Annotated in this window: 24 protein-coding genes and 1 tRNA gene; 18 read left to right on the forward strand and 7 right to left on the reverse strand. The window is 61.7% G+C overall.

Features of this window, described 5'->3' with window-relative positions; translation table 11 throughout:
• The first annotated feature begins 28 nt into the window (after positions 1-28).
• A complete protein-coding gene (locus tag I6E52_RS11880; protein WP_197125661.1) occupies positions 29-1,345 on the forward strand; it encodes an NAD(P)/FAD-dependent oxidoreductase in 1,317 nt (438 codons plus the stop codon).
• Between the two features lie 35 nt (positions 1,346-1,380).
• Positions 1,381-1,454 (forward strand) — tRNA-Leu (locus I6E52_RS11885).
• Positions 1,455-1,517: 63 nt separating this feature from the next.
• Here I6E52_RS11885 and I6E52_RS11890 read toward each other — a convergent pair.
• Together I6E52_RS11890 and I6E52_RS11895 are read right to left on the reverse strand one after the other, a co-directional pair.
• Positions 1,518-1,937: an arsenate reductase ArsC gene (locus I6E52_RS11890; RefSeq protein WP_197157691.1), complete on the reverse strand. Its 420-nt coding sequence runs from the start codon at positions 1,935-1,937 to the stop codon at positions 1,518-1,520.
• Between the two features lie 63 nt (positions 1,938-2,000).
• Positions 2,001-2,978 (reverse strand): metalloregulator ArsR/SmtB family transcription factor, encoded by a 978-nt coding sequence (locus I6E52_RS11895; protein WP_231602084.1) that lies wholly within the window; start codon positions 2,976-2,978, stop codon positions 2,001-2,003.
• Between the two features lie 66 nt (positions 2,979-3,044).
• On the opposite strand from I6E52_RS11895, the gene I6E52_RS11900 reads away from it, so the two are divergent.
• On the forward strand, positions 3,045-3,731 hold the full coding sequence (locus I6E52_RS11900) for an MIP/aquaporin family protein (protein ID WP_231602085.1): 687 nt from the start codon (positions 3,045-3,047) through the stop codon (positions 3,729-3,731).
• Here I6E52_RS11900 and I6E52_RS11905 read toward each other — a convergent pair.
• Complete coding sequence (locus tag I6E52_RS11905; RefSeq protein WP_197107480.1) at positions 3,728-4,030, reverse strand: putative quinol monooxygenase; 303 nt, start codon at positions 4,028-4,030, stop codon at positions 3,728-3,730. The two genes, I6E52_RS11900 and I6E52_RS11905, sit on opposite strands and share 4 nt — an antisense overlap.
• Before the next feature lie 55 nt (positions 4,031-4,085).
• On the opposite strand from I6E52_RS11905, the gene I6E52_RS11910 reads away from it, so the two are divergent.
• The 6 genes from I6E52_RS11910 (at position 4,086) to I6E52_RS11935 (ending at position 10,344) form a co-directional block, all read left to right on the forward strand.
• Positions 4,086-4,826, forward strand: coding sequence for a hypothetical protein (locus I6E52_RS11910; RefSeq protein WP_231602086.1), 741 nt, complete (start codon positions 4,086-4,088; stop codon positions 4,824-4,826).
• Positions 4,827-4,966: 140 nt separating this feature from the next.
• On the forward strand, positions 4,967-6,193 hold the full coding sequence (locus tag I6E52_RS11915) for an amino acid deaminase/aldolase (RefSeq protein WP_197157695.1): 1,227 nt from the start codon (positions 4,967-4,969) through the stop codon (positions 6,191-6,193).
• The gene (locus tag I6E52_RS11920) at positions 6,190-7,557 is read left to right on the forward strand and encodes a D-arabinono-1,4-lactone oxidase (RefSeq protein ID WP_374059109.1); all 1,368 of its coding nucleotides are present in this window, start codon (positions 6,190-6,192) and stop codon (positions 7,555-7,557) included. Before I6E52_RS11915 ends, I6E52_RS11920 begins: the two co-directional genes overlap by 4 nt.
• A complete protein-coding gene (locus I6E52_RS11925; RefSeq protein ID WP_307842526.1) occupies positions 7,557-8,762 on the forward strand; it encodes an FAD-dependent oxidoreductase in 1,206 nt (401 codons plus the stop codon). The genes I6E52_RS11920 and I6E52_RS11925 overlap by 1 nt, the downstream gene beginning before the upstream one ends.
• A gap of 92 nt (positions 8,763-8,854) precedes the next feature.
• Entirely contained in the window at positions 8,855-9,421 is a 567-nt protein-coding gene (locus tag I6E52_RS11930; RefSeq protein ID WP_197107474.1) for a LemA family protein, read from the forward strand.
• A 38-nt stretch (positions 9,422-9,459) separates the two neighbouring features.
• Positions 9,460-10,344 (forward strand): M48 family metalloprotease, encoded by an 885-nt coding sequence (locus tag I6E52_RS11935; RefSeq protein WP_197157697.1) that lies wholly within the window; start codon positions 9,460-9,462, stop codon positions 10,342-10,344.
• Here the strand turns inward: I6E52_RS11935 and I6E52_RS11940 are convergent.
• Positions 10,341-11,573 carry a winged helix-turn-helix domain-containing protein gene (locus I6E52_RS11940; protein ID WP_197157699.1) on the reverse strand — a complete coding sequence of 411 codons (1,233 nt, stop codon included), beginning with the start codon at positions 11,571-11,573 and terminating at the stop codon, positions 10,341-10,343. The two genes, I6E52_RS11935 and I6E52_RS11940, sit on opposite strands and share 4 nt — an antisense overlap.
• 205 nt (positions 11,574-11,778) lie before the next feature.
• Between I6E52_RS11940 and I6E52_RS11945 the strand changes: the two genes are divergently transcribed.
• The 6 genes from I6E52_RS11945 (at position 11,779) to ilvA (ending at position 18,304) form a co-directional block, all read left to right on the forward strand.
• Entirely contained in the window at positions 11,779-12,891 is a 1,113-nt protein-coding gene (locus I6E52_RS11945) for an ABC transporter substrate-binding protein (protein ID WP_197157701.1), read from the forward strand.
• Positions 12,892-12,926: 35 nt separating this feature from the next.
• Complete coding sequence (locus I6E52_RS11950; protein WP_197107453.1) at positions 12,927-13,868, forward strand: ABC transporter permease subunit; 942 nt, start codon at positions 12,927-12,929, stop codon at positions 13,866-13,868.
• On the forward strand, positions 13,865-14,761 hold the full coding sequence (locus I6E52_RS11955; RefSeq protein WP_197157704.1) for an ABC transporter permease: 897 nt from the start codon (positions 13,865-13,867) through the stop codon (positions 14,759-14,761). Before I6E52_RS11950 ends, I6E52_RS11955 begins: the two co-directional genes overlap by 4 nt.
• A complete protein-coding gene (locus I6E52_RS11960; RefSeq protein WP_197157706.1) occupies positions 14,758-15,846 on the forward strand; it encodes an ABC transporter ATP-binding protein in 1,089 nt (362 codons plus the stop codon). The genes I6E52_RS11955 and I6E52_RS11960 overlap by 4 nt, the downstream gene beginning before the upstream one ends.
• A 63-nt stretch (positions 15,847-15,909) precedes the next feature.
• Positions 15,910-17,076, forward strand: coding sequence for an AI-2E family transporter (locus I6E52_RS11965; protein WP_307842527.1), 1,167 nt, complete (start codon positions 15,910-15,912; stop codon positions 17,074-17,076).
• Positions 17,066-18,304 (forward strand): threonine ammonia-lyase, encoded by a 1,239-nt coding sequence (ilvA, locus tag I6E52_RS11970; protein WP_197157708.1) that lies wholly within the window; start codon positions 17,066-17,068, stop codon positions 18,302-18,304. The genes I6E52_RS11965 and ilvA overlap by 11 nt, the downstream gene beginning before the upstream one ends.
• Positions 18,305-18,345: 41 nt before the next feature.
• Here ilvA and greA read toward each other — a convergent pair whose 3' ends face one another.
• Positions 18,346-18,837, reverse strand: coding sequence for a transcription elongation factor GreA (greA, locus tag I6E52_RS11975; protein WP_197157710.1), 492 nt, complete (start codon positions 18,835-18,837; stop codon positions 18,346-18,348).
• 67 nt (positions 18,838-18,904) lie between these two features.
• Positions 18,905-19,360 (reverse strand): DUF4307 domain-containing protein, encoded by a 456-nt coding sequence (locus I6E52_RS11980; protein WP_197157712.1) that lies wholly within the window; start codon positions 19,358-19,360, stop codon positions 18,905-18,907.
• Positions 19,361-19,456: 96 nt separating this feature from the next.
• Here I6E52_RS11980 and I6E52_RS11985 point away from each other — a divergent pair, with 96 nt between their 5' ends.
• Positions 19,457-19,801 carry a hypothetical protein gene (locus I6E52_RS11985; protein WP_197157714.1) on the forward strand — a complete coding sequence of 115 codons (345 nt, stop codon included), beginning with the start codon at positions 19,457-19,459 and terminating at the stop codon, positions 19,799-19,801.
• Here the strand turns inward: I6E52_RS11985 and I6E52_RS11990 are convergent.
• A complete protein-coding gene (locus I6E52_RS11990) occupies positions 19,782-20,531 on the reverse strand; it encodes a hemolysin III family protein (protein ID WP_197157716.1) in 750 nt (249 codons plus the stop codon). The genes I6E52_RS11985 and I6E52_RS11990 overlap by 20 nt on opposite strands.
• A gap of 63 nt (positions 20,532-20,594) precedes the next feature.
• Between I6E52_RS11990 and I6E52_RS11995 the strand changes: the two genes are divergently transcribed.
• A complete protein-coding gene (locus I6E52_RS11995; RefSeq protein WP_197157718.1) occupies positions 20,595-21,380 on the forward strand; it encodes an isoprenyl transferase in 786 nt (261 codons plus the stop codon).
• Between the two features lie 176 nt (positions 21,381-21,556).
• Positions 21,557-22,930: a PhoH family protein gene (locus I6E52_RS12000; protein WP_374059110.1), complete on the forward strand. Its 1,374-nt coding sequence runs from the start codon at positions 21,557-21,559 to the stop codon at positions 22,928-22,930.
• Positions 22,931-23,017: the final 87 nt, after the last annotated feature.

The following is a 23,017-nucleotide window of genomic DNA, read 5'->3' on the forward strand; positions in this document are numbered from 1 at the left end:
GAACTTCCCTTTTAGGAGACTCTAACTCGTGCCAAAAATCTTGATTGTCGGCGGCGGTTACGCCGGTTTTTACACTGCCCGTAAGCTCGAAAAGTGGCTGCGTCGCGGCGAAGCTGAGGTCACCATGGTGGACCCTCTTCCCTACATGACGTACCAGCCTTTCTTGCCTGAGGTTGCAGCAGGCTCCATTGAGCCTCGCCACGCGGTTGTTCCGCACCGTCGCCACTTGAAGACCACCAAGGTCGTCACGGCGAAGGTCACCGGAATCAACCACGAGGCGAAGACTGCAACGATTCAGCCTGAAGTGGGTGACTCGTGGGAGATCGACTACGACCTCGTTGTCGTTACCGCTGGCGCCGTTTCGCGCACCTTCCCGATCCCGGGCGTTGCTGACGAAGCGATTGGCATGAAGACGATCGAAGAGGCTGTTGCCGTTCGTGACCGTCTTCTCACCAACTTCGACAAGGCATCCAACCTGCCTGCAGGCCCTGAGCGCGACCGTCTGCTGACGTTCGTTGTTGTCGGTGGCGGCTTCGCCGGTATCGAAGCCTTCGGCGAGATGCGCAGCCTGGCTTCATCGCTGCTGCCGCTCTACCCGAGCATCAACTTCGAAGACACTCACTTCCACCTCATCGAAGCAATGGGCCGCATCATGCCCGAGGTTTCGCTCGAGACGAGCAAGTGGGTTATCAAGAACCTCGCCGACCGTGGCGCACAGATTCACCTCGACACCCAGCTGAAGTCAGCGGTGGGTGGCGTGGTTGAGTTGTCGACCGGCGAAAGCTTCGAGTCAGACACCATCGTGTGGACCGCTGGCGTTATGGCCAACCCGGTCGTGCGCAGCACTGACCTTCCCATCGAAGAGCGTGGACGCATCCGCGTGCAGGCAGACCTCCGTGTCATCAACGATGACGGTGTTGTCGAGGGTGCCTGGGGTGCCGGCGACGTGTGTGCTGTTCCCGACCTCACCGGTGGTGGCGTTGGCGGCTTCTGCGTTCCGAACGCTCAGCACGCTGTTCGCCAGGCCAAGCTCATGGCGAAGAACATTGTGGCTTCGCTTCGCGGCGAAGAGACCAAGGACTACTTCCACAAGAACCAGGGTGCCGTTGCCGGTCTCGGTCTCTACCACGGCGTTTTCCAGTCGGGCAAGATCGCGGTCAAGGGTTTCCCGGCGTGGTTCATGCACCGTGGCTACCACGGCATGGCGATGCCGATGTTCGAGCGCAAGGCTCGCGTCTTCAGCAACTGGATCACGAACTTCTTCTGGGGTCGCGACACCATTTCGCTCGAGGCACGCGTAGAACCGCGCCGCGCATTCGAAGAATTCGCTTCACGCCCCAAGTAGCGTGACTGCATGCTCCACGCGAAAGCGTGGGGCGTGCCCCGATAGCCCAATTGGCAGAGGCAGATGACTTAAAATCATCACAGTCAGGGTTCGAGTCCCTGTCGGGGCACTGCATGATTAACGAGTTGAAGGCGGTCGCAGTGCGGCCGCCTTCAGTCGTTTAAGTAGTTGTCTAGGCGGGAAGAATCTCCGCGAGCAGCTTCTGGATGCGCGCCTTGATGTCGTCGCGGATCGGGCGAACGTCGTCGATGCCCTTGCCGCGAGGGTCAACGAGCTCCCAGTCTTCGTAGCGCTTGCCGGGGAAGATCGGGCAGACGTCTCCGCAGCCCATGGTGATGACAACATCCGAAGCTTGCACCTGGTCGGTCGTCATGAGCTGAGGGACTGCCTGCGAGATATCGATACCCTCTTCGGCCATGGCCTGAATGGCAATGGGGTTGATCTCATTGCCGGGCTCTGAGCCGCCCGAGCGAACTTCGACGGCGCCGCCGGAAAGTTCCTTCATGTAACCGGCAGCCATTTGCGAGCGGCCAGCGTTGTGAATGCACACGAAAAGAACAACGGGCTTAGCGGTGGTGGTCTCAGTAGTCATGCACAAAGAATAGATGAATGTCTATATCTTCAACGAATTCTGGCGGGGTGCTGGAGGATTAGTTCACTCAGCGTTCACCGAAGGGAGTGACTGAAGTAACTCCCTCACGCGCGCATCGATGTCGTCGCGTACGGCTCGAACGCCATCCATGCCGAGTTCTGCGGGGTCGGGGAGTTCCCAGTCGAGGTAACGACGGCCGGGGTAAATCGGGCAGGCATCGCCGCAGCCCATCGTGATCACGACATCGGCGGCCCGCACAACTTCATCGGTGAGCGGCTTGGGGTATTCGCCCGCGATCGAGACACCGATCTCATCGAGTGCTGCCACGATTTTCGGGTTGATGGTTTCGGTGGGTTGTGATCCAGCGGTGAGCACGCGCACACGGTCGCCAGCAAGAGACCTCAGAATTGCGGATGCCATTTGCGAGCGACCCGCATTCTGCACGCACACAAACAGCACGTCGGTTGGCGCACCGGATGCCGCGGCATCCGACACCTCGTCGGAGTCAACAAGCGCGAGCGAGCCCAGGCGATCGGCGGCGAATCGTGAGGTGTGCGACGACAAGTGGCGGTCGCGCGGCGCCCCCTGGCGTAGCAGTTCGTAGCTGCTCGCCACGTAGTCGGCCACTGTTTCGCGAGAGAAGACGCCCGCGAATCGCAGGGCGAGGTCGTCGGTAATCCGGCTCAACACCGCGGGGTCGACGGCAACGGTGGGTGCGTCGGCGGGGGAGTGTTGCACGAAGTCGAAGACGTCGGCGAGGCGCGATTGCACGAGCGAGTACCAGACTTGGCGACCTTCTTGAGCGCTTTGCAGAATGCCGTCGTTGGCCATGATGCGAACGTGGTGGCTCACGGTGGGCTGGGTGAGGCCGAGGCGTGCGGCAAGGTCGGTGACTCCGCGACGGCCGTCGGGGGCATCCATCAGCAGGCGCAAGATTTGCACCCGGGTGGGATCCGCGATGGCACGCATGCTGTGGGCGATGCGCTCGGCGATAGCGCGCTCACTCTCGCGAGCGGAGACGGGTGACTCGGTCGCTGACATGGGTAAAAGTCTAAGCGACGACATTTGGTTCATAGATCGTTGTCAATGTGTGGGTATGATCGCGGGATGACTGCGACCCATTCCTTTGCCGTGGCCCGACGCCTCACCGCTGAATTTCTCGGAAGCGCTGGCCTCGCCGCCGTCGTTATTGGCTCCGGAATCGCCGCCCAACAGCTTTCGCCGGGCGACGTTGGCCTGCAACTTCTCGAGAACGCCCTAGCGACCGCCTTCGGCCTCGGTGTGCTCATCCTGGTGTTCATGACCGTCAGCGGGGCTCACTTCAACCCCGTCGTCTCGATTGTCGATTCGCTCAGCGGGCTGCGCTCGTGGCGCGACACCGCTCTCTACATTCCCACCCAAATTGTCGGCTGCATCGTCGGCGCGATCCTCGCGAATCTCATGTTCGCGCAGGCTGCCGTGACGATCAGCACGACGGTGCGTCTCACGCCGAGCCACTTTCTCAGCGAGGTCGTGGCAACTGCCGGACTCATCATGGTGATCTTCGCCCTCGTGCGCACGGGGCGCGCGAACCTCGCTCCGATCGCGGTTGGCGCCTATATTGGCGGTGCCTATTTCTTCACGAGCTCCACGAGCTTTGCCAATCCCGCGATCACGATCGGCCGGATGTTCAGCGACACGTTTGCGGGAATCGCCCCGGGCTCAGCTCCCGGCTTCATCGCGGCTCAGCTCATCGGCGCTGCGATCGGCTTCGGGCTAGTGCGCTGGGTCTTCCCGGAGCGCCGTATCGCTTAGGAACGCAGCGGTGACCCGACTACTTCGAAACGGTGACCGCCCATCTCGCCGCTCAGTAGCGGAAGTGCTTCCTTGATCGCTGCCTGCACGCTCGCGAGTTGCAGTGAAAGTTGGTGGGCCTCGGCTGATTCCCAGAGCTCAGAAACGAACACGGTGTCGGGATACTCGTCGCTGACGCCCACCTCGTAGCTGAGGCATCCGGCGCTATCGAGGTCGGTACTGCGGCGCGTGAGAATGGCCACAACCTCGTCGCGGTGGCCGGGCTGCACTCCGATGGTGCCTACGTTTGCGAAAGTCATCCTCTTACCTAAAATCACCTCAGCCAATTCGTCAAGGGCGGAGTGATAATGAGCCGTGCCCAAGAAATCTCGCGACGAAACTGACGTCGACGCCCAGCAAGACAAACTCATCAAACGCCATGCTCGCGGTGAGCATCGGTGGCCGGCCGCTGCCGGTGTGCTGGTGGTGTTGGCCAGCTATGCCTTCTTGCCAACCGTGATCATGCCGGTCGCGGTGCGCACTGTGGTCGTGGTGCTTGGCCTGGTGATGCTGATTCCCGTCATTGCTCTCAATCCGGTGCGGCTGGTCAAACAGACCTCGTGGTCGCGCACTCTGTCGGTGGGCCTTGCCTTGCTGTTGGCGATCGCTAACGTTGCCGCTCTCGTTTTTGTCGTGATTGTGCTCATCACTACCGGGGCGAAAGACGGCCCCTCGATGCTTTTAGCCGCCACACAGGTCTGGCTCACCAACATGATTGCTTTTGCACTTGTCTATTGGGAGTTGGATCGCGGCGGTCCGGTCACGCGCCACACGAGCGATCGTTCTGAGCTTCCGCTCGCCGACTTCCGGTTCGCTCAGGACGAAGACCATGATGCGATCGATGAGGTCAAAGGCCGATCATCCGCCGCCATCGGCTGGACTCCCTCCTTCACCGACTACCTCTACGAATCGGCGATCGGTTCGATGGCGTTCAGCCCCGGTGCCGCAATGCCGCTCTCGCCACGGGTGAAGCTGTTGTTGCTGGTGCAGTCGTTGGGTGCCTTCATCATGCTCGCTCTTGTGATCGCTCATGCCGTGGGCCAATTGGGGGCGTAACTTCGCACCGGATGCTCGCCGCAGTGGTTCGTGGCAATTGTGCTGCGCGCATGGTTCTGGGAAAGTTGAGCAACCAAGGCGCTGGTGCCGCAGCAGGTTGCATCAGCGCATGACCGCCCACGCCCTGCCCGAAGGAACCCGTGAAGCTGCTCAGCACCCCCGCACCTCTCTGGAACAGCCCCGAGAGCTATTGGCAGAGCCTCGCGGATGCCACACACTCTCTCGACGCTCCGTATGGGGTGCTGTCGCTCGAGGCGCTGTCGCACAATGCTGCCGATATGGTTCGCCGGGCATCCGGGGTGCCGATTCGGGTGGCGAGCAAGTCCATTCGGGTTCGCGAGGTGATGGATGCGGTGCTCGACCTCGACGAGTTCCGGGGCGTTCTCGCCTACACGCTCACCGAGGCGCTCTGGCTGGCCGAGACCATTGACGATGTGGTGGTCGGCTACCCCTCGGTGGATCGCGCGGCCATCGCAGCGCTCGGCACAAGCCCGGCGCTCGCCGAACGCGTCACGCTCATGATCGACTCGGTCGAGCACCTCGACTTCGTTGACTCAGTCGTGTCGCCGCAGCACCGCGAAACCATTCGCGTCTGCATCGATGTGGATGCTTCGTTCCACTCACCGTTGCTCGGCCACGTGGGAGCGCATCGCTCGCCCGTTCGCTCGGCGGCGCAGGCTCGCGCCCTGGCCAGCGCCGTGGTGGACCGCGCCGGCTTCACTCTGGTCGGGATCATGGCGTACGAAGCGCAGATCGCGGGAGTGGGCAATCGCCCGCCGCACAAGGCCGCCTATGGTCGCCTGCTCGATGTCATGCAGACGGCATCCGCCAAGGAACTGCGCGAACGTCGGGGCGAGATTGTCGCCTCGATCAGCGAGATTGCCGAACTCGAATTCGTGAACGGTGGCGGCACAGGCTCACTTGAGTCCACAGCCGAAGACACCGCGGTCACTGAAATCGCGGCGGGCAGCGGACTCTTCGGCCCGCACCTTTTCGACAACTACAGCCACTTCACTCCGGCGCCGGCCGCAGCATTTGCGCTCGCGGTCGACCGCAAATACTCCCTCGATATCGCGACAGTGCACGGCGGCGGCTGGATTGCCTCGGGCGAAGCGGGCGCCGACCGGATGCCCCAGCCCACGTGGCCCGAAGGTCTCAAGTATGTGCCGCGCGAGGGTGCCGGCGAAGTGCAGTCACCGCTCACGGGCCCCGCAGCCGAACACCTTCAGATCGGAGACCGCGTGTGGTTCCGCCACACGAAAGCGGGCGAGCTGTCTGAGCACCTCAACGAGTTCGCGGTCGTCGCTGACGGTCGCATCGTCGATACCGTTCCGACCTACCGCGGCGAAGGCAAAGCCTTCCTGTGACGACTCCCGAATGGATGCCGCCGGCGGAGCGCCGCGCATCGAGCCCACCCCCGGCATCCCTGAGTCCCGGTTCCGTGTGGCGCAATTGGGGCCGTTCTGAGCGTTCGCGTCCCGAGTTCGCGGCTCGCCCGGAGAGCGTCGACGAGGTCACTGCGGCAGTGAATTTCGCGCGCGAGAACGGGCTGACCATCAAGGCCTGGGGTGCCGGCCACAGTTTCACGTCGATTGCGGCAACCGAGGGTATTCATCTCGACGTCGGTGCACTCGCCGGCGTGATGGCAGTCAATGGCACCCACGTCACGCTCGGTGCCGGTACACACCTCTTCGAGCTTCCGGCTCTGCTCGAGCCGCTCGGGCTCGCCCTCGCGAACATGGGCGACATCGATCGCCAGACGGTTGCCGGCGCGATCTCCACCGGCACCCACGGCACCGGAGCGCGCTTCGGCGGCATCGCCACCCAGGTGCGCGGCATTACCCTCGTGACGGCGGCGGGCGACCTACTGCGCGTGAACGCGACCGAAAACTCCGAGCTGCTCCCGGCTGCGGCCCTCGGGCTTGGCGCCCTCGGAATCCTCGTCGATGTCACGATCGAGTGCGTGCCGACCTTTTTGCTGCACGCAGTGGAGCGCCCAGAACCCGCTGCCACCGTCCTGCATGAGTGGCTGCAGCGCAGCGCCGAAACTGACCACTTTGAGTTCTACGTCTGGCCGCACACCACCACAGCGCTCACCAAGAGCAACACACGCCTACCGGGTGATGCGCCGCGGCATCCACTCACGAAGTTTTCGCACTGGTTCGACGACGAGTTCATGGCCAACGGGGTGTACCGCGCAATCTGCGCGGCGGGCACAGCCGCGCCAGCGATCATTCCGCCGGTCAACCGTCTCGCCGTGAAGCTCTCGGGCAATCGCGAGTTCACCGACGTCTCGAGCAGCGTGTTCGTCACCAATCGCACCGTGCGTTTTCGGGAAATGGAATATGCCCTGCCCATCGAGGCGGTGCCGGATGCCGTGCGCGCCATCCAGAAGCTGATCACTGATCGCCGGTGGAAAATCTCCTTTCCGATCGAGGTGCGTTCGGCAGCGGCGGACTCATTGCTGCTGTCGACCGCGTCGGGGCGGGCCACCGGCTATGTTGCGGTGCACCGCTATTGGCGCGAAGACCCGGCCGAGTATTTTCGGGAGGTGGAGGCGATCATGATGGCTCACGACGGGCGACCTCACTGGGGAAAATTGCATAACCGGCAAGCCGAATCACTCGCGGCGGCGTATCCGGGTTTCAATGAGTTCTTGAGCATTCGTGACCGGCTCGATCCGGGTCGCGTGTTTGCGAACGACTATCTGCGCCAAGTGTTGGGGCGGTAGTGGCTCACGCTTTAAAGCACGAGTCGAGTAGTACGAGAAAGGGCGCGATTATCAAAGCCATTGTGTGTGGAGCAGGAATCGCTGGACTCACGGTCGCCGGTCAGCTGGCTGAACGCGGGTGGGAGGTTGTGCTCCTGGAGGCTGCTCCCGAGCGCCGCACGCAGGGCTACATGATCGACTTCTTTGGGCCCGGCTATGACGCCGCCGAGAAGATGGGCATTCTGGATCGTTTGCGCGAACTGCGGTACCCGATCAGCGAGGCCCGCTTTGTGCGCCCCAACGGTCGCAGCCAAGCAATTGATTATGAGCTTGTGGCGGCCAATGAGGGCGGCAAATTGATGAGCCTGATGCGCCAAGACCTCGAACAAACCCTTTTCGACGTTCTCCCTGAGAGCGTTGAACTGCGGCTCGGCAGCGCCGTGGTGGCGGTCGAAGACCGCACTGATTACGTCACCGCCGTGCTCGCCGATGGGTCGCGCATTTCGGGAGACATCGTGGTGGCGGCGGATGGCATCCATTCGGCTGTTCGGCATGATCTTTTTGGTGACTCGGCGGCGTTCGATCGCCAGCTGGGCATGCACACCTGCGCTTACACGTTCGACTCTCCGCGGCTTCACGCCAAGCTCGGCGACGCTCTCGTGTCGACAGATGAGTTGGATCGCATGGTCGGCCTCTACGGTTTGCGCGATGGCAAGGTTGCGCTTTTCGCTGCCCACCGCGTGAATGACACGGTGCTTCCGGCCGATACGCGTGCGGCCATTCGCGCTGCCTACGCGGGCATGGGCGATGACGTTGCTGAGGCGCTCGAGAAGTGCCCGGAGCCCGACAAGATCTATTACGACCAGGTTGCCCAAATTGAACTGCCCGTGTGGAGCCGTGGCCGCGTCGTCTTCGCCGGCGATGCGTGCCAAGCGGTTTCGCTGCTTGCTGGGCAGGGAGCGTCGTTGGCGATTGCTGGTGGATTGCTCTTAGCTGAGAAGATTTCGAGCGATCGAGAACTCAGCGCATCCTTCGCCGAATACGAAGAAGAATGGATGCCGGTAGTCGCCGATAAGCAGGCCGCTGGTCGTCGGGCGGCGAACGGTTTTCTGCCGCACACCCTGTTCCAGCTCTGGAAGCGCCGCGCGGGCCTCGCCCTGCTGACAGCGCCGGTGATTGGCAAGTTCGTCACCTCCACGATCACGGGAACGAAGACCTTCACATAGCCGGAGTAGAGCGGTGCGTCGGCCCTTTATTGGGGGTCGCCAGTGGCCCAGTTTCTCGGTGGAGGCACAGGAGCGCGTTCTATAGTTGAAGCATGGAATTCCTGATCGTAATCGGCGTAATCGTCCTGCTCGCAGTCATCGTCGGCATCTACCTCTGGTCGACGTATAACTCGCTGGTCACGCTCAACGTGCGCGTTGACGAAGCATGGAGCGACATTACGGTGCAGCTCAAGCGTCGTGCTGATCTGCTGCCGAACCTCATCGAGACGGTCAAGGGGTATGCCGCGCACGAGAAGGGCGTCTTTGAGGCCGTCACGAAGGCCCGCGCCGAGTCGTTGAACGCTCAGGGTCCCGTCGATGCGGCTGCTGCCGAGAACCACATGCAGTCTGCCCTCAAGAGCATCTTTGCCGTCGCTGAGGCGTACCCGCAGCTGCAGGCCAGCCAGAACTACCTTCAGCTCCAGGGCGAACTCGTTGACACTGAAGACAAGATTCAGGCCAGCCGTCGTTTCTACAACGGTGGTGTGCGCGAGCTCAACACCAAGATCAAGATCTTCCCGAACACGTTGTTCGCGCGCAACCTTGGTTTCCACGAGCGTGAGTTCTTCGAGGTTGCGGATGCCGCATCCATCGCTGAGCCTCCGCGCGTGCAGTTCTAATTCTTCGTCTTTCTAACCGCGTGACCAGGATGTTCTAGATGTATCGCGCCATAGCGAAAAATAAGCGCAACACCGTTCTGATCATCATCCTGTTCGTCATCATCATTGGTTTTCTTGGCTACGCGCTGAGTTTCCTGATGGGGGGCGACCCGATGACGATCACCATCGGCACGATCATTGGTGCCGGAGCGTTCACGCTGATTCAGTACTTTGCCGCCAGCGGCGAGGCTGTGGCAATGAGCGGTGCGGTGCAGATTCAGAAGGCCGACAACCCTCGCCTCTACCGCATTGTCGAAAACCTCGCGATCACTACCGGCACGCCGATGCCGAAGGTCTACATCGTCAACGATCCGGCACCCAACGCGTTTGCTACCGGGCGCGATCCAGAGCACGCCATTGTGGCTGCGACGACCGGTTTACTTGACCTGATGACGGATGCTGAGCTTGAGGGCGTTATGGCGCACGAGCTCGGTCACGTGCGCAACTACGACATCCGCGTTTCGATGATCGTGTTTGGCCTTGTGGTTGCGGTCGGTTTCATCTCGGACATTGCACTGCGTTTCACCCTCTTTGGTGGTCGCGGTAATAACCAGAACAGCAACCCGATCATGATCATCGTTGGTCTTGCGGCGCTCGTGATTTCGCCGCTTGTCGCGGCGGCCGTGCAGGCGTCGATTTCGCGTCAACGCGAATACTTGGCCGATGCAACGGGTGCGCTCACGACTCGTCACCCGGATGCTCTCGCTAGCGCTCTGCAGAAGCTGGGCGACTACAGTCGGCCGATGGTGAAGCAGAATTCGACGATGGCCCACATGTGGATTTCGGATCCGACGAAGCCGGGCATCATGGACCGCATGTTTAGCACGCACCCGCCGATTGCGGATCGCGTGAAGCGCCTTGGCGAAATCGGTTCGACCTTCTAGCGCTGCAACTCTGCATCGATAGCGGGGGAGAGGGTGCCGCGCCCGGTGACGGCGATGTCACCCATGCCTTGCCAGTGTGCGATCTTGCGCAGGGTCGGAACGATGCGTTCGGCGAGAGCTCCGGTGCCTCCGGGCAGGGCGTCGAGTCCCTCTTCGTGCCAGGCGGATTGCACGCGCAGCACACCCGACTGCCGATCCGTCTTGAGGTCAATGCGGCCCACGAGCGCGTCATCCACGAGCACAGGCAGCGAGTAGTAACCGAACTGGCGCTGCGGCTCGGGCGTGTAAATCTCGATGCGGTAGTGGAACCCAAACATGCGCTCGGCGCGTTTGCGATCCCAGACCACGGGGTCGAAGGGCGAGAGCAGGGCGACGTGGTCGATGCGCCGGGGGATTCGCGCCTCCCGGTGCAGCCAGGCGGGCTGATCCCAGCCGCGCACAGTTACGGGAACGAGCTCGCCGGCATCCGCTAGGTCGGCAATAGCCGGACGAACGTCAGCGCCTTTGAGTCGAAAGTAGTCGGCGAGGTCGGATGCCGTGGCGACTCCCAGCGCCCGTGCCGATTCAGCGATCAGGGCGCGATGCGCGTCGGCGCGGGACACCTCGCGCTCGCGCAGCTCGGCCGGAATGAGGTGCTCGGTCAGGGCGTAGGTGCGTTCGAAGCGCGTGCGGCCGGCGCTGACGACTTCGCCCCAGCGGAACAGCATCTCGAGGCCCTGCTTCACGTCGGACCAACCCCACCAGGGTCCGGTGCGGCGGTTGGCGTCGTGCTCGATCTCGCGGGCGGTGACGGGGCCGGTGGTGGCGAGTTCGTCGCGGAGCCACTGCAGCATGGGCTGGTTCTCGCGCACCCATTCGTAGCGCACGGCATCGCGTTCGCGCAGCGACTCCATCTTCCAGCGCCACAGCGGCCACGATTCCAGAGGAATCAGCGCGGCTTCGTGCGCCCAGTATTCGACGTAGCGGCCGGGCGTGCGCGCGGTTGGCGTGCGGAACGTCAGCGCATCAAGAGCGGCCTTGTCGTAGTGCCCTAGGCGGGCGAACACCGGCTGGTAGTGACTACGCTCGAACACGTTGACCGAGTCGAGTTGCAGCAGCCGGATGCGGTCAAACAGTAGGTTGAGCTGGCGCGTTCCCGCGGGGCTGCCTGCGCTCGCGGTGCCGCGCCCGAAGCCTTGGGCAGCGAGCAGCACTCGGCGCGCTTGCGCTGCAGAGAGGGAATCGACCACGGCTCGACTCTACTGAGCGGTGGCGACATCCACTCGCTAGGGCGGCGAACAGCTCCACCGAGCAATTGTGTTTGTGTCGTTCATCGTTCGTTTACCAAGATGAAAGGGAACGCCGCATCAGGCTGCGTACCGTCAACTCCGGATCGTTTCGGTACCCTCTGCCCGTTTACAGCGCGGGCGGCTGCGACGGTCGTTGGAGGAAGTCTTGTTCACTAAGCGCACCCTCGCCGCTGTTGCACTCGTTGCAGCTTCGGCGATTTCACTCAGTGGTTGCAGCACCACTGAGGCAGCTGCTGGCGATGTTGACGCATCGACCGCCACCACCGTTGAAGACTTCGGTGGAATGGACGCTCTTATCGCAGCCGCGCAGGCTGAGGGCGAACTCAATGTCATTGCGTTGCCTGATAACTGGGCAAACTATGGCGAGATCAAGGCTCTTTTCGAAGAGAAGTACGACATCATCGTCAACTCGGCTGACCCCGACGTTTCTAGCGCCGAAGAAATCGCCGCTGCGGACAACCTCAAGGGCCAGGACACCGCCCCCGACGTCTTCGACCTCGGTACTGCTGTTGCTCTCGACAGCCTCGACTACTTCGCTCCCTACATGGTTGCCAACTGGGATGAGATCCCCGAGGGCAACAAGGAAGCTACTGGCCTCTGGGTCAACGACTACACCGGCAGCATGTCGATCGGCTATGACTCCAACTCGGTTCCCGAGCCCACGAGCCTCGACGACCTGCTCAGCGCTGACTACCGCGGCGCTGTTGCGCTGAACGGTGACCCCACGCAGGCCGGAGCCGCTTTCGCTGCTGTCGGACTCGCCACGGTTCACAGTGGTGGAACCCTCGATGACTTCACGCCCGGCATCGAGTTCTTCGAAGAGCTCAACGACGCAGGCAACTTCATCCCGGTCAACGTCACGGGAGCAACCATCGCTGCCGGCGAGACCAAGGTTGCCTTCGACTGGAGCTACAACAACCTCGCTGCCGCAGCAACGGTTGACGGCTGGAAGGTCACGACTCTTCCCGGCGCTGTTTACACGAGCTTCTACAACCAGGCCGTCAGCAAGGATGCCCCGCACCCGGCTGCTGCTCGTCTCTGGCAAGAATTCCTCTACAGCCCCGAAGCGCAAAACCTCTTCATCGTCGGTGGCGCGTACCCCGTCACGATTCAGGCGCTGCAGGATGCCGGAACCGTTGACACCGCAGCACTCGACGCTCTCGGAGCCCTCGAGGGTGAACTTGTCACCCCGACCCCCGAGCAGGCTGAAGAAAACGCAACGATCCTGGCTGAGAAGTGGGCTGCGGCAATCGGCTAACGCTGATTCCCTCACGCACCTTTAGCTAATACATCGTGTCGCTAGCCACCGCGCCAGCGCCCGAACAGGATGGTGTCGAGCTCACCGCTCGGCACCATCCTCGGGTGGCCCTGGTCAAGCCGTCGAATCGGCGTCGTCGCCTCGCTTATGCGGGGCTAACGCCGTTTGCGGCCTACGTTCTCATCTTCCTTGCCCTTCCCACCATCCTTGCGGTGGTCACGGGCTTCTTCTCCGACGACGGTTCGCTGACGTTCGACAACATCACGGGACTGTTTACTCCGACCATCCTGGCCACCTTTGGTAGCTCGTTCTGGCTCTCGGGCGTCACCGCCGTGATCGGTGCCGTTGTGGGTGCCCTCATTTGTTACGCGATGCTCGGCACCAAGGTTGGTGGTCTGCTGCGTACGATCATCGAATCGGCGGCCAGCGTTCTCGCCCAGTTCGGCGGTGTGATGCTCGCCTTCGCGTTCATCGCGACGATCGGCGTGCAAGGGCTCGTCACGGTCATCCTGCGTGACACCTTCGGCGTCGACATTTTTGCGGATGGTGTGTGGCTTTATCAGGTGCCCGGCCTCATCCTTCCTTACGTCTACTTTCAGGTTCCCCTCATGGTGATCACCTTTTTGCCCGCCCTCACCGCGCTGCGCCCACAGTGGGCCGAAGCCAGTGCGACGCTCGGCGGTACCCGCTTCGCCTACTGGCGCTACATCGCAGCCCCCGTGCTCGCTCCGGCCTTCCTCGGCTCACTACTGTTGCTCTTCGCGAACGCCTTCTCGTCGTTCGCCACGGCCGCTGCCCTCATCAGTCAGGGCTCGCAAATTGTGCCCCTCCAGATCCGTGCGGCGCTCGTCAGTGAAACCGTGCTCGGCCGCGAGAACATGGCGGGCGCGCTTGCGCTCGGGATGATCGTGGTCATGGTCGTTGTCATGTGGGCGTACTCCGTGCTTCAGGCTCGCACCTCACGGTGGCAAAAGTGAGCGCCGACGTGGCCGCGCCGCTGAGCCCGGTGGAGCCCGCTCCCGCGTCAGCGCCCGCAGAACGGCGCCCGAAAAGCGCGAACCAGGCCGTGCGCATCGGAGCCGAACCGAGCACGGTTGCCCGCCGACTCATCCTCGGCATCATCGGCGGCATCTTCCTGATTCCCGTGATTGCGATGATCGAGTTCACCTTCCGCAACGGCCTCGCCGGCGACTACACGACCAGCCACTGGACGGGACTCTTCACCGAAGACAGCGCCCGCACCTACCGTGGTCTGTATCAGGCGATCGAGAACTCGCTCGTGCTCGCCGCCGTGACCGTCGCCATCGTGCTCGTGTTGCTTCTGCCGACGATGGTGCTCGTGCACATGCAGTTTCCGCGCCTCAAGCGCACCCTCGAATTCATCTGCATCATCCCCATCACGGTGCCCGCTATAGTGCTGGTTGTCGGGCTTGCGCCGGTCTACTCGGTCGTCGTGCAAGTGCTCGGCGGCTCTACCTGGACTCTCGCCTTCGCCTACGGCATCACGGTGTTGCCGTATGCCTATCGCGCCATTCAGGGCAACCTCGATGCGATCCCCGTGAAGACCCTCAGCGAAGCGGCCAGCACGCTCGGCGCCGGCTGGCTGACCGTGCTGTGGACGATCTTGCTGCCGAACCTGCGCCGGGGAGTGCTCGCGGCATCCTTCATTTCGATCGCGGTCGTGCTTGGCGAGTTCACCATTGCGAGCCTGCTCAATCGTCGCAACCTGCAAACCGCGCTGCTTCAGGTCTCGCAATCTGACCCCTGGGTTGCTGTGATCTTTGCGCTCGCAGCCCTTGCCCTCGCTTTCATCTTGCTGCTGATCATTGGCCGCCTCGGATCAGCAACGCCTTCAAGGAGAAAATCATGACTGCCACGTTTACTATGACTGGCCCCACCGCCACCCACACGCCGACTGCGGGAGCAACAGTTCAGCTCAGTGCCGTCGTGAAGGCTTTCTCGGGCCACACTGCGCTCAACAGCATCGACCTCGAAGTCGCCCCTGGCGAACTCGTTGCGCTGCTCGGCCCTTCGGGCTGCGGCAAGACCACCGCGCTCCGCAGTATCTCCGGGCTTGAGAGCATCGACAGCGGTCGCATCGTGATCGATGGTGTGGATGTCGCCGACACTCCCACGAATAAGCGCGACATCGGGATGGTCTTTCAGGCCTACTCGCTGTTCCCGCACATGACGGTGCTCGAGAACGTGGAGTTCGGCCTCAAGATGCGCAAGGTCGCCGCCGCTCGTCGCCGCGAACGCGCCCTCGAAACCTTGGACATGGTGGGTCTCACGAAGCACCGCGACCGCTTCGCCCACCAGCTCTCGGGTGGCCAACAGCAACGCGTGGCTCTCGCCCGGGCCCTCGTCACGCGCCCCCGCGTGCTGCTGCTCGACGAACCGCTGAGTGCCCTCGACGCGAAGGTGCGGGTGCAGCTGCGCGAAGAGATTCGTCGCCTGCAAACCGAACTCGGCATCACGACCGTGTTCGTGACCCACGACCAAGAAGAGGCGCTCGCCGTCGCCGACCGCGTCGCCGTCATGCGAGACGGTCGCATCGAACAAATCGGCACGCCAGAAGAGCTCTACGCAACCCCCGCCAATGCCTTCGTCGCCGACTTTGTTGGCCTGAGTAACCGGATGCCCGCCGAACTCGTCGACGGCCAAGTCACGCTCCACGGCTGCAGCCTCAACCTTCTCGGCGACCCCATGCCCGATGGTCCCGTCATCGCGCTCGTTCGCCCGGAGGACATCGCCCTCTCCGCTGACGGCATCGCCGGCACGGTCATCTCGTCGAGCTTCTTGGGCTCCCTGCGCCGCACGCGCGTGCGACTCTTCGATGACACGGTCGTCGCTATCCAGCACGAGGTGGAGCGGCATCCGCTGCCCGGTGAGGCCGTTACGGTGCGTCTTAAGGGCGCACCCGTGAGCGCTCTGCCCCCCAAGGTAAAGAAGTAGCGGTCACGCGCGACCACTTCGAGGCGCAGCAAGCGCGCACTCTGGCACAACTAAGATAGGCACGTGATATTCGGTCGACGTAATAACCCTGACAGTCGGATCCCGTCACGCGCCAGTACAACAGACGCGGCTGAGGTTCCCGCCGGGCTTTCGATAGCTGCTGCCTATTCGTGGCGCATGCTCGTTGTGCTCGCCGTGGTTGCAGTTCTCATTTATTTGGTAATCACGCTCAAGTACATCGTCATTCCGTTCCTGATCGCGATTCTTATCGGAGCGCTACTCGTCCCCGTCGTTGGTTTCTTGGTGCGCATCAAGTGGCCGCGCTGGCTTGCCGTCACCGTAGTTCTGATCGGATTCTTCGCCGTCGTCAGCGGTCTTGTTGTGGTCGTTGTAGGTCAAGTCCGTTCCGGGCTTCCCGCTCTTCAAACCCAGTCGGCCACCGCCTACGAGAACCTCCGCGAGTTCCTGCGCAACTCTCCGCTGCAGCTCAGCGACCAAGACCTCGACGGTTATCTCACCGAAATAATCGACGTGGTTCAGCGCGACTCACAAGCTCTCGTCTCGGGCATCCTCTCGGTCGGGTCTACCGCCGGTCACGTGCTCACCGGGGCGTTATTGAGCCTGTTCGCCACCATCTTCGTATTGGTCGATGGCAAGGGCATCTGGGCGTGGACTGTTCGACTCTTCCCGCGCAAAGCCCGCAGCGCGGTCGATGGCGCCGGAGTAGCGGGATGGCTCACCCTCACCACGTTCGTCAAGGTGCAAATTTTTGTGGCCGCAGTGGATGCCATCGGCATCGGCGTCGGTGCGTGGATCCTCGGTTTGTTCTACGGTGGTTTCCCGCTCGTCATCCCCATTGCTGTCGCCGTGTTCTTAGGTTCGTTTATCCCCGTCGTGGGTGCACTCGTAACGGGGGCGCTCGCGGTGTTCATCGCCCTCGTCTTCTTGGGTCCCCTCCCCGCCGTGATCATGTTGGGAATCGTTTTGCTTGTGCAACAGCTTGAAGGTCATATTCTCCAGCCGCTCGTGATGGGCACGGCCGTGAAGGTTCACCCCCTCGCCGTCGTGTTCGCGGTAGCCGCTGGCTCATTCGTGGCCGGCATCCCCGGCGCACTGTTTGCCGTGCCGCTCGTCGCGGTCGTCAATGTCATGACCAAATACATAGCCAGCGGCGATTGGCGTCTCAATGGTCGACCCACGATCACGGATGTGCTCGGTAATGGTAAATAACCGGACGCCCGGCCCCACGCTCGCTGACTACGAAGCAGCACGTGAACGGGTCGCAGAAGTTGCCGATGTAACCCCCATGCAAACCTCGCGATTTCTCGCGGAAATTTTGGGATCGCCCGTCTTTCTGAAGTGTGAAAACCTTCAGCGCACGGGCTCCTTCAAGTTGCGTGGAGCCTACAACCGTCTCGCGGGGCTCTCCGAGGAGGAGAAGGCGCGCGGAGTCGTGGCCGCCTCGGCCGGAAACCACGCCCAGGGCGTCGCTTTCGCCGCCCGCGAGCTGGGCATCAAATCGACCATTTTCATGCCCGTAGGCGTGCCCCTGCCGAAACTGCAGGCCACGCGAGATTACGGTGCCGAGGTTGTACTGCGCGGTCACACCGTCGAAGAGCCATTGCGTGCGGCCGCCCGTTTCTCAGAAGAGACCGGTGCCGTGCTCATCCATCCCTTCGATCATGAAGATGTGGTTGCGGGTCAAGGCACTCTCGCTCTCGAAGTGTTCGATCAGGTGCCCCAGGTCGACACGATCATCGTTCCCATCGGTGGCGGCGGACTCGTCTCCGGTGTTGCTGGCGCGATCAAGCAGCGTGCCCGCCTCGAAGGCCGCAACGTGCGCGTCATCGGGGTTCAGGCAGCCAATGCCTCTGCGTACACTCCATCGCTCGCGAAGGGCGAAATCGTTGAAGTGCGCACCACTCCCACGATCGCTGACGGCATCGCCGTCAGTCGTCCCGGTGTGCTCAACTTCACCATGGTGCGCGATCTGGTGGATGAGGTAGTCACCGTTTCCGACGACCAAATCGCGTATGCGGTGCTCGTTCTTCTCGAGCGTGCTAAACAGGTCGTCGAGCCGGCGGGTGCCGTCGGAGTCGCCGCTATCTTGGCAGGCAAGATCTCACCAAGCGGCAACACCGTGGTGTTGCTGAGTGGTGGCAACATCGACCCCATGATGATGGAACGCATCATCAGTCACGGCCTCTCGGCATCCGAACGCTATTTGCGTTTGCGCATCCCGCTGCCTGACCGCCCCGGTCAATTGGCGCGCATCTCGGCGCTCGTTGCCGAAGCGAACGCCAACGTTGTTGAGGTGCTGCACAGCAGGCACAACAACAAAGTGCAGTTCAGCCAGGTTCAGCTCGAACTGCACATTGAAACCCGTGGCCCTGAGCACGCGGAGTCAGTGCTCGCGCGGCTCAGAGACGAAGGATTTGACCCTCAGGTCGACTTCTAAATCGAAGTTGGCTGGTGCCAGCAGGCCCCAGCCCGAAAGGCTTAGCCCGAGTAGGTAGCGATCTTGGTGACCTCTACCGTGATCGACTTGCCGTTGGGTGCCGTGTAGGTGGTTGATTCGCCGACCTTGAGGCCGTTGATCGCCATACCGAGCGGGCTCTTCTCGCTGTAGACATCGAGGTCGCTATCGTCGGCGACAATCTCCCGGCTGCCGAGAAGAAATACGCTCTCGTCGCCCATAATCTTGGCGGTAACAAGAATGCCGGGCTCAACAACACCGTCGTCGTCTTGAACATCGCCGACTACGGCATGGCGAAGAAGCTGGGTGAGAACGCGGATGCGGGCCTCAATTTTGCCCTGCTCTTCCTTGGCAGCGTGGTAGCCACCGTTCTCTTTGAGGTCGCCTTCTTCCCGCGCAGCCTCAATCTTCTTGGCAATTTCGTACCGTGCTTCGCCCGTAAGTTGTTCCAGTTCGGCGGTGCGACGATCGAACGCCTCCTGGGTCAACCACGTGACATCGTTTTGTGCAGCCACTGTGCTTCTCCCTATACAAAAGAGAAACCGGCCGAAGACGACCGGTTTCGAGATGATTTGCTACAGCCTAGGTGAGCCAGCACCGGTAGATCAAGCCTGACACCGCTTGTTCGGTGGTGCGAACAGTGGTGCTCAACTCTCGATTGCGCTGATCGCCCCCGGGAACGTCGACGACTTTCCAGCCGATGATGGCAAAAGTGGAGTTGAGGGCCTGCACTGCACAGCGAGCATCTTGGTTCTCGGCAACGTTGAATTGCCACCGCACCTCGACCGCAGTGTCATCAATGAGTTCGTAGCCGGTGTCTTTCGCCTCGAACTGGGCGGGTGATTCCAGCAGGCCACCCCAGACGAGCCAGGCCGTAAAGACCGCAACGAAGGCTACGGCCACGGCGATCACAATCACCCGATTGTTGCGCTTCGCTTTCGGGCTGCGACCATAGCGGGCGTCCAAATCGGTGGCTGCTGCGGTGCCGGATGCGGCGCTGTCAGCGGTGCCAGTGGGGTTACTGGGTGCTTCGGGCACGCGGGGCTCCTTCTTGCGACGGTATTCTTGTTACTGCAAGGTTATTCGCAAACTCGCATGATGAAATCATGGAGTGAACATCCCAGAGGACAACAGTTGATTTCTTTCACTTCGCTCGCAACCAGTGCGATTCTCTGGACGGCTACTCCCAGCCCCGAACCGACGCTGTACCCGGCCTATGAGGGCGACCCGAACTTGGTCACTCCCGGCGTGCTCGGCTTTATCGGCATCCTGTTCGTCGCGGTGGCCACGTTGTTTATCGTCATGGATATGAACCGTCGCGTGCGCCGCGTTCGCTACCGGGCGCTTGCTCAAGAAACGATCCAGGCCGAGCAGGCTGCGGCCGCCGGCGAGACCGATGGTCTCACCGATGCTGACGCCGATGGTGCCGCTGGTGCTGGCGATGCTGATGATGCTGCGCCTACACAACGGGCGGATTAGTCGCCACGAGAAAGATACCGACCCAGTGGCAGAGGAACGCCAGTAGCGTCAACGTGTGAAAGATCTCGTGGAACCCGAACACTCCGGGCACGGGATTCGGTCGCTTGAGACCGTAGATGACAGCGCCAACGGTGTAGAAAAGTCCACCGGCCAGGATGAGGGTCATCATGATCCAGTTGGCTTGGAAGAAGTCGACGATGAACATCATCGCGCCCCAGCCGAGCAACACATACAGCGGAACGTAGAGCCAGCGCGGGGCCCCCACCCAGAAGATGCGGAAGCCGATGCCGAGAGCAGCACCGCTCCACACGATCCAGAGCAGAATGGTGGCCTTCTCGGGCGGAAGCGCCAGAACCGTGATCGGGGTATAGGAGCCGGCAATCAGCAAGAAGATATTGGAGTGATCGAAACGCTTCAGCATCATCCGCGTCTTCTCGCTCCAATTGAAGCGGTGGTACAGGGCAGAGATTCCAAACAGCATGAGCGACGACGCTACGAAGACCGCTGAGCTGACCTTGGCAGCGGTGCCATCGGCCATGACCAGCAGGATGACGCCGAGCACAATCGCCAGCGGGAACGTGCCGGCGTGGATCCAACCGCGCCACGTTGGTTTCGTGTCGGCCGGGTCGCTCGTCATCACATCATCGACGAACGGAAGCTCGGGAAGGCGCGATGCGTCTTCCTTCTCAACGGCCGCTGCAGCAGCGAGATCGGCGGCATCTTGGTTCATGCTCACAGTTTACGCCTGACGTAGATTCACTTGTTCAGTGCCAGAGTGGTCTAACGTAGTTCCGTGAGTAAGCGACAGTCTGCATTAGCTCGCGGTTTTCTTTACGGTCTTTACCAGAAAAAACTGCGGCGCCAGCTAGAGGGCCAGCAATTGCCGCGCCACGTAGCCATGATCATCGATGGCAACCGGCGTTGGGCCAAATTGAAGGATCTTGAGACGGCCGCCCACGGTCATCGCGCCGGCGCGGCCAAGTATCGAGAATTTCTGGTCTGGTGCGACGACCTCGACATTTCAGTGGCGACGCTCTACCTGCTCTCGACCGACAATCTCACCAGTCGATCTCCCGAAGAATTGAACGAGCTGTTCACGATAATTGGTGATCTTGCCGAAGATCTGTCGCACTTTCGCGACTGGCGCGTTCAACATGTGGGATCGGATGCTGGCCTTCCCGAGCAGCTCAAAGCCCAACTCAAGGGCGCTCACGAGCGCACCGCAGATAACACCGGCCTGCACGTAAACCTCGCCATCGGCTACGGCGGACGCCACGAAATCGCTGAAGCCATGCGCCGTATCGTGCGCAACCACAGCGATGAGGGCCACAGCCTTGACGCTCTCGCTGAGCTTCTCACCCCGGAACTCATTGGTGAGCACCTTTACACCAAGGGCCAGCCAGACCCCGACCTCGTCATCCGTACCTCGGGGGAGCAGCGCATTAGCGACTTCATGCTCTGGCAATCTGCCCACAGCGAGCTGTACTTCATGGAAGCGTTGGGCCCCGATCTTCGCGAGGTCGATTTCTTGCGCGCCCTTCGTGATTTCTCGCGGCGTAACCGCCGCTTCGGTGCCTAGCCACGAACGAAATGTGACGCGATGGTGTCTTATGGCGTGTCGCTGCGCCCAGATTGCGTGACGGGTTTAGCGTTCAATCCATCAGGTATGGCGCCTGATCGAGACGGCCACGTAAGTTCGTTTTCGTAAAGTACTGGCCGTCTTCGCAGACTGGATCCGAGTGCTCGCACTCGGGGATGGAGTGCACGTTGGCCGACCTAGCAACCCCCAAGACCACGATCACCACGTCGAAGGCGGGAGGGCGGGCCCAACGACAAGCCGAGCGCACGTACGTGCTCGATACTTCTGTTTTGCTCTCCGACCCGAGCTCGATCAAGCGGTTCGCTGAACACAATGTTGTTCTGCCCGTCGTGGTCATCACCGAACTCGAAGCCAAGCGCAACGACCCCGAGATTGGGTACTTCGCCAGGCAAGCGCTGCGCAGTCTTGACGAGATGCGCGTCAAGCATGAGCGCCTCGACTTTCCCATCTCGGTGGGTGACGACGGCGGCACGCTGCGTGTCGAGCTCAATCACTCCAATATGTCTGTGCTTCCCTCCGGGCTGCAGCTGGGCGATAACGATTCGCGAATCCTTGCGGTTGCGCTCAACCTCGCCAACGAGGGGCTGGATGTCACTGTCGTTTCGAAAGATCTTCCCCTGCGAGTGAAGGCGGCATCCATCGGTCTCGCGGCCGAGGAGTACCGCGCTGAGCTCGCGGTGGACTCGGGCTGGACTGGTCAAGCTGAGATTGAACTCAGCGGCGATCAGGTCGCCGAGCTCTACGACAAGGAGCGTTTGCAGACGCGTGCGGTGGGAGACCTGCCCATCAACACCGGGCTTGTGGTTACCTCCGAACGAGGTTCAGCCTTGGCGCGAGTAACAGCGCGCGGCACGATGTCGCTCGTTCGTGGCGATCGCGAAATCTTCGGATTGCATGGCCGCAGCGCCGAGCAGCGACTGGCTATCGAGATGCTTCTCGATCCTGAACTGGGCATCGTCTCGCTCGGGGGAAGTGCCGGTACAGGAAAGTCTGCCCTTGCCCTCTGCGCCGGTCTCGAAGCGGTGCTGGAGAAGCAGCAGCACCGCAAGATCATGGTGTTCCGTCCGCTCTACGCCGTCGGTGGCCAGGAGCTGGGCTATCTGCCCGGTGATGCGGCCGAGAAGATGAACCCGTGGGCGCAGGCAGTGTTCGACACTCTCGGCTCGGTTGTCTCGGAAAACGTTCTCGAGGAAGTGCTTGATCGGGGACTGCTCGAGGTGCTTCCGCTCACTCACATCCGTGGTCGTTCCCTTCACGATGCGTTTGTGATTGTGGATGAGGCGCAGTCGCTTGAACGGAATGTTCTGTTGACAGTGCTTAGTCGCATCGGTCAGAACTCACGTGTCGTGTTAACTCACGATGTGGCGCAGCGCGACAACCTCCGCGTCGGACGCCATGATGGCGTCGCTTCGGTGATTGAAACCCTCAAGGGCCATTCCCTCTTTGGGCACATCACACTCACGCGCTCGGAACGTTCCGCTATCGCCGCTCTCGTCACCGAGCTTTTGGAAGGTAACGACATCGCCTAACGAACACGGTCGTCTTACGGCTTAGCTCGTCTAACGATTGGCTGACAAAGTCTGAGCACGCAGCGTGAGTGTCAGCGGGGCGTGCTC

This window comes from Salinibacterium sp. NG253, assembly GCF_015864945.1.
Classification (GTDB): Bacteria; Actinomycetota; Actinomycetes; order Actinomycetales; family Microbacteriaceae; genus Rhodoglobus.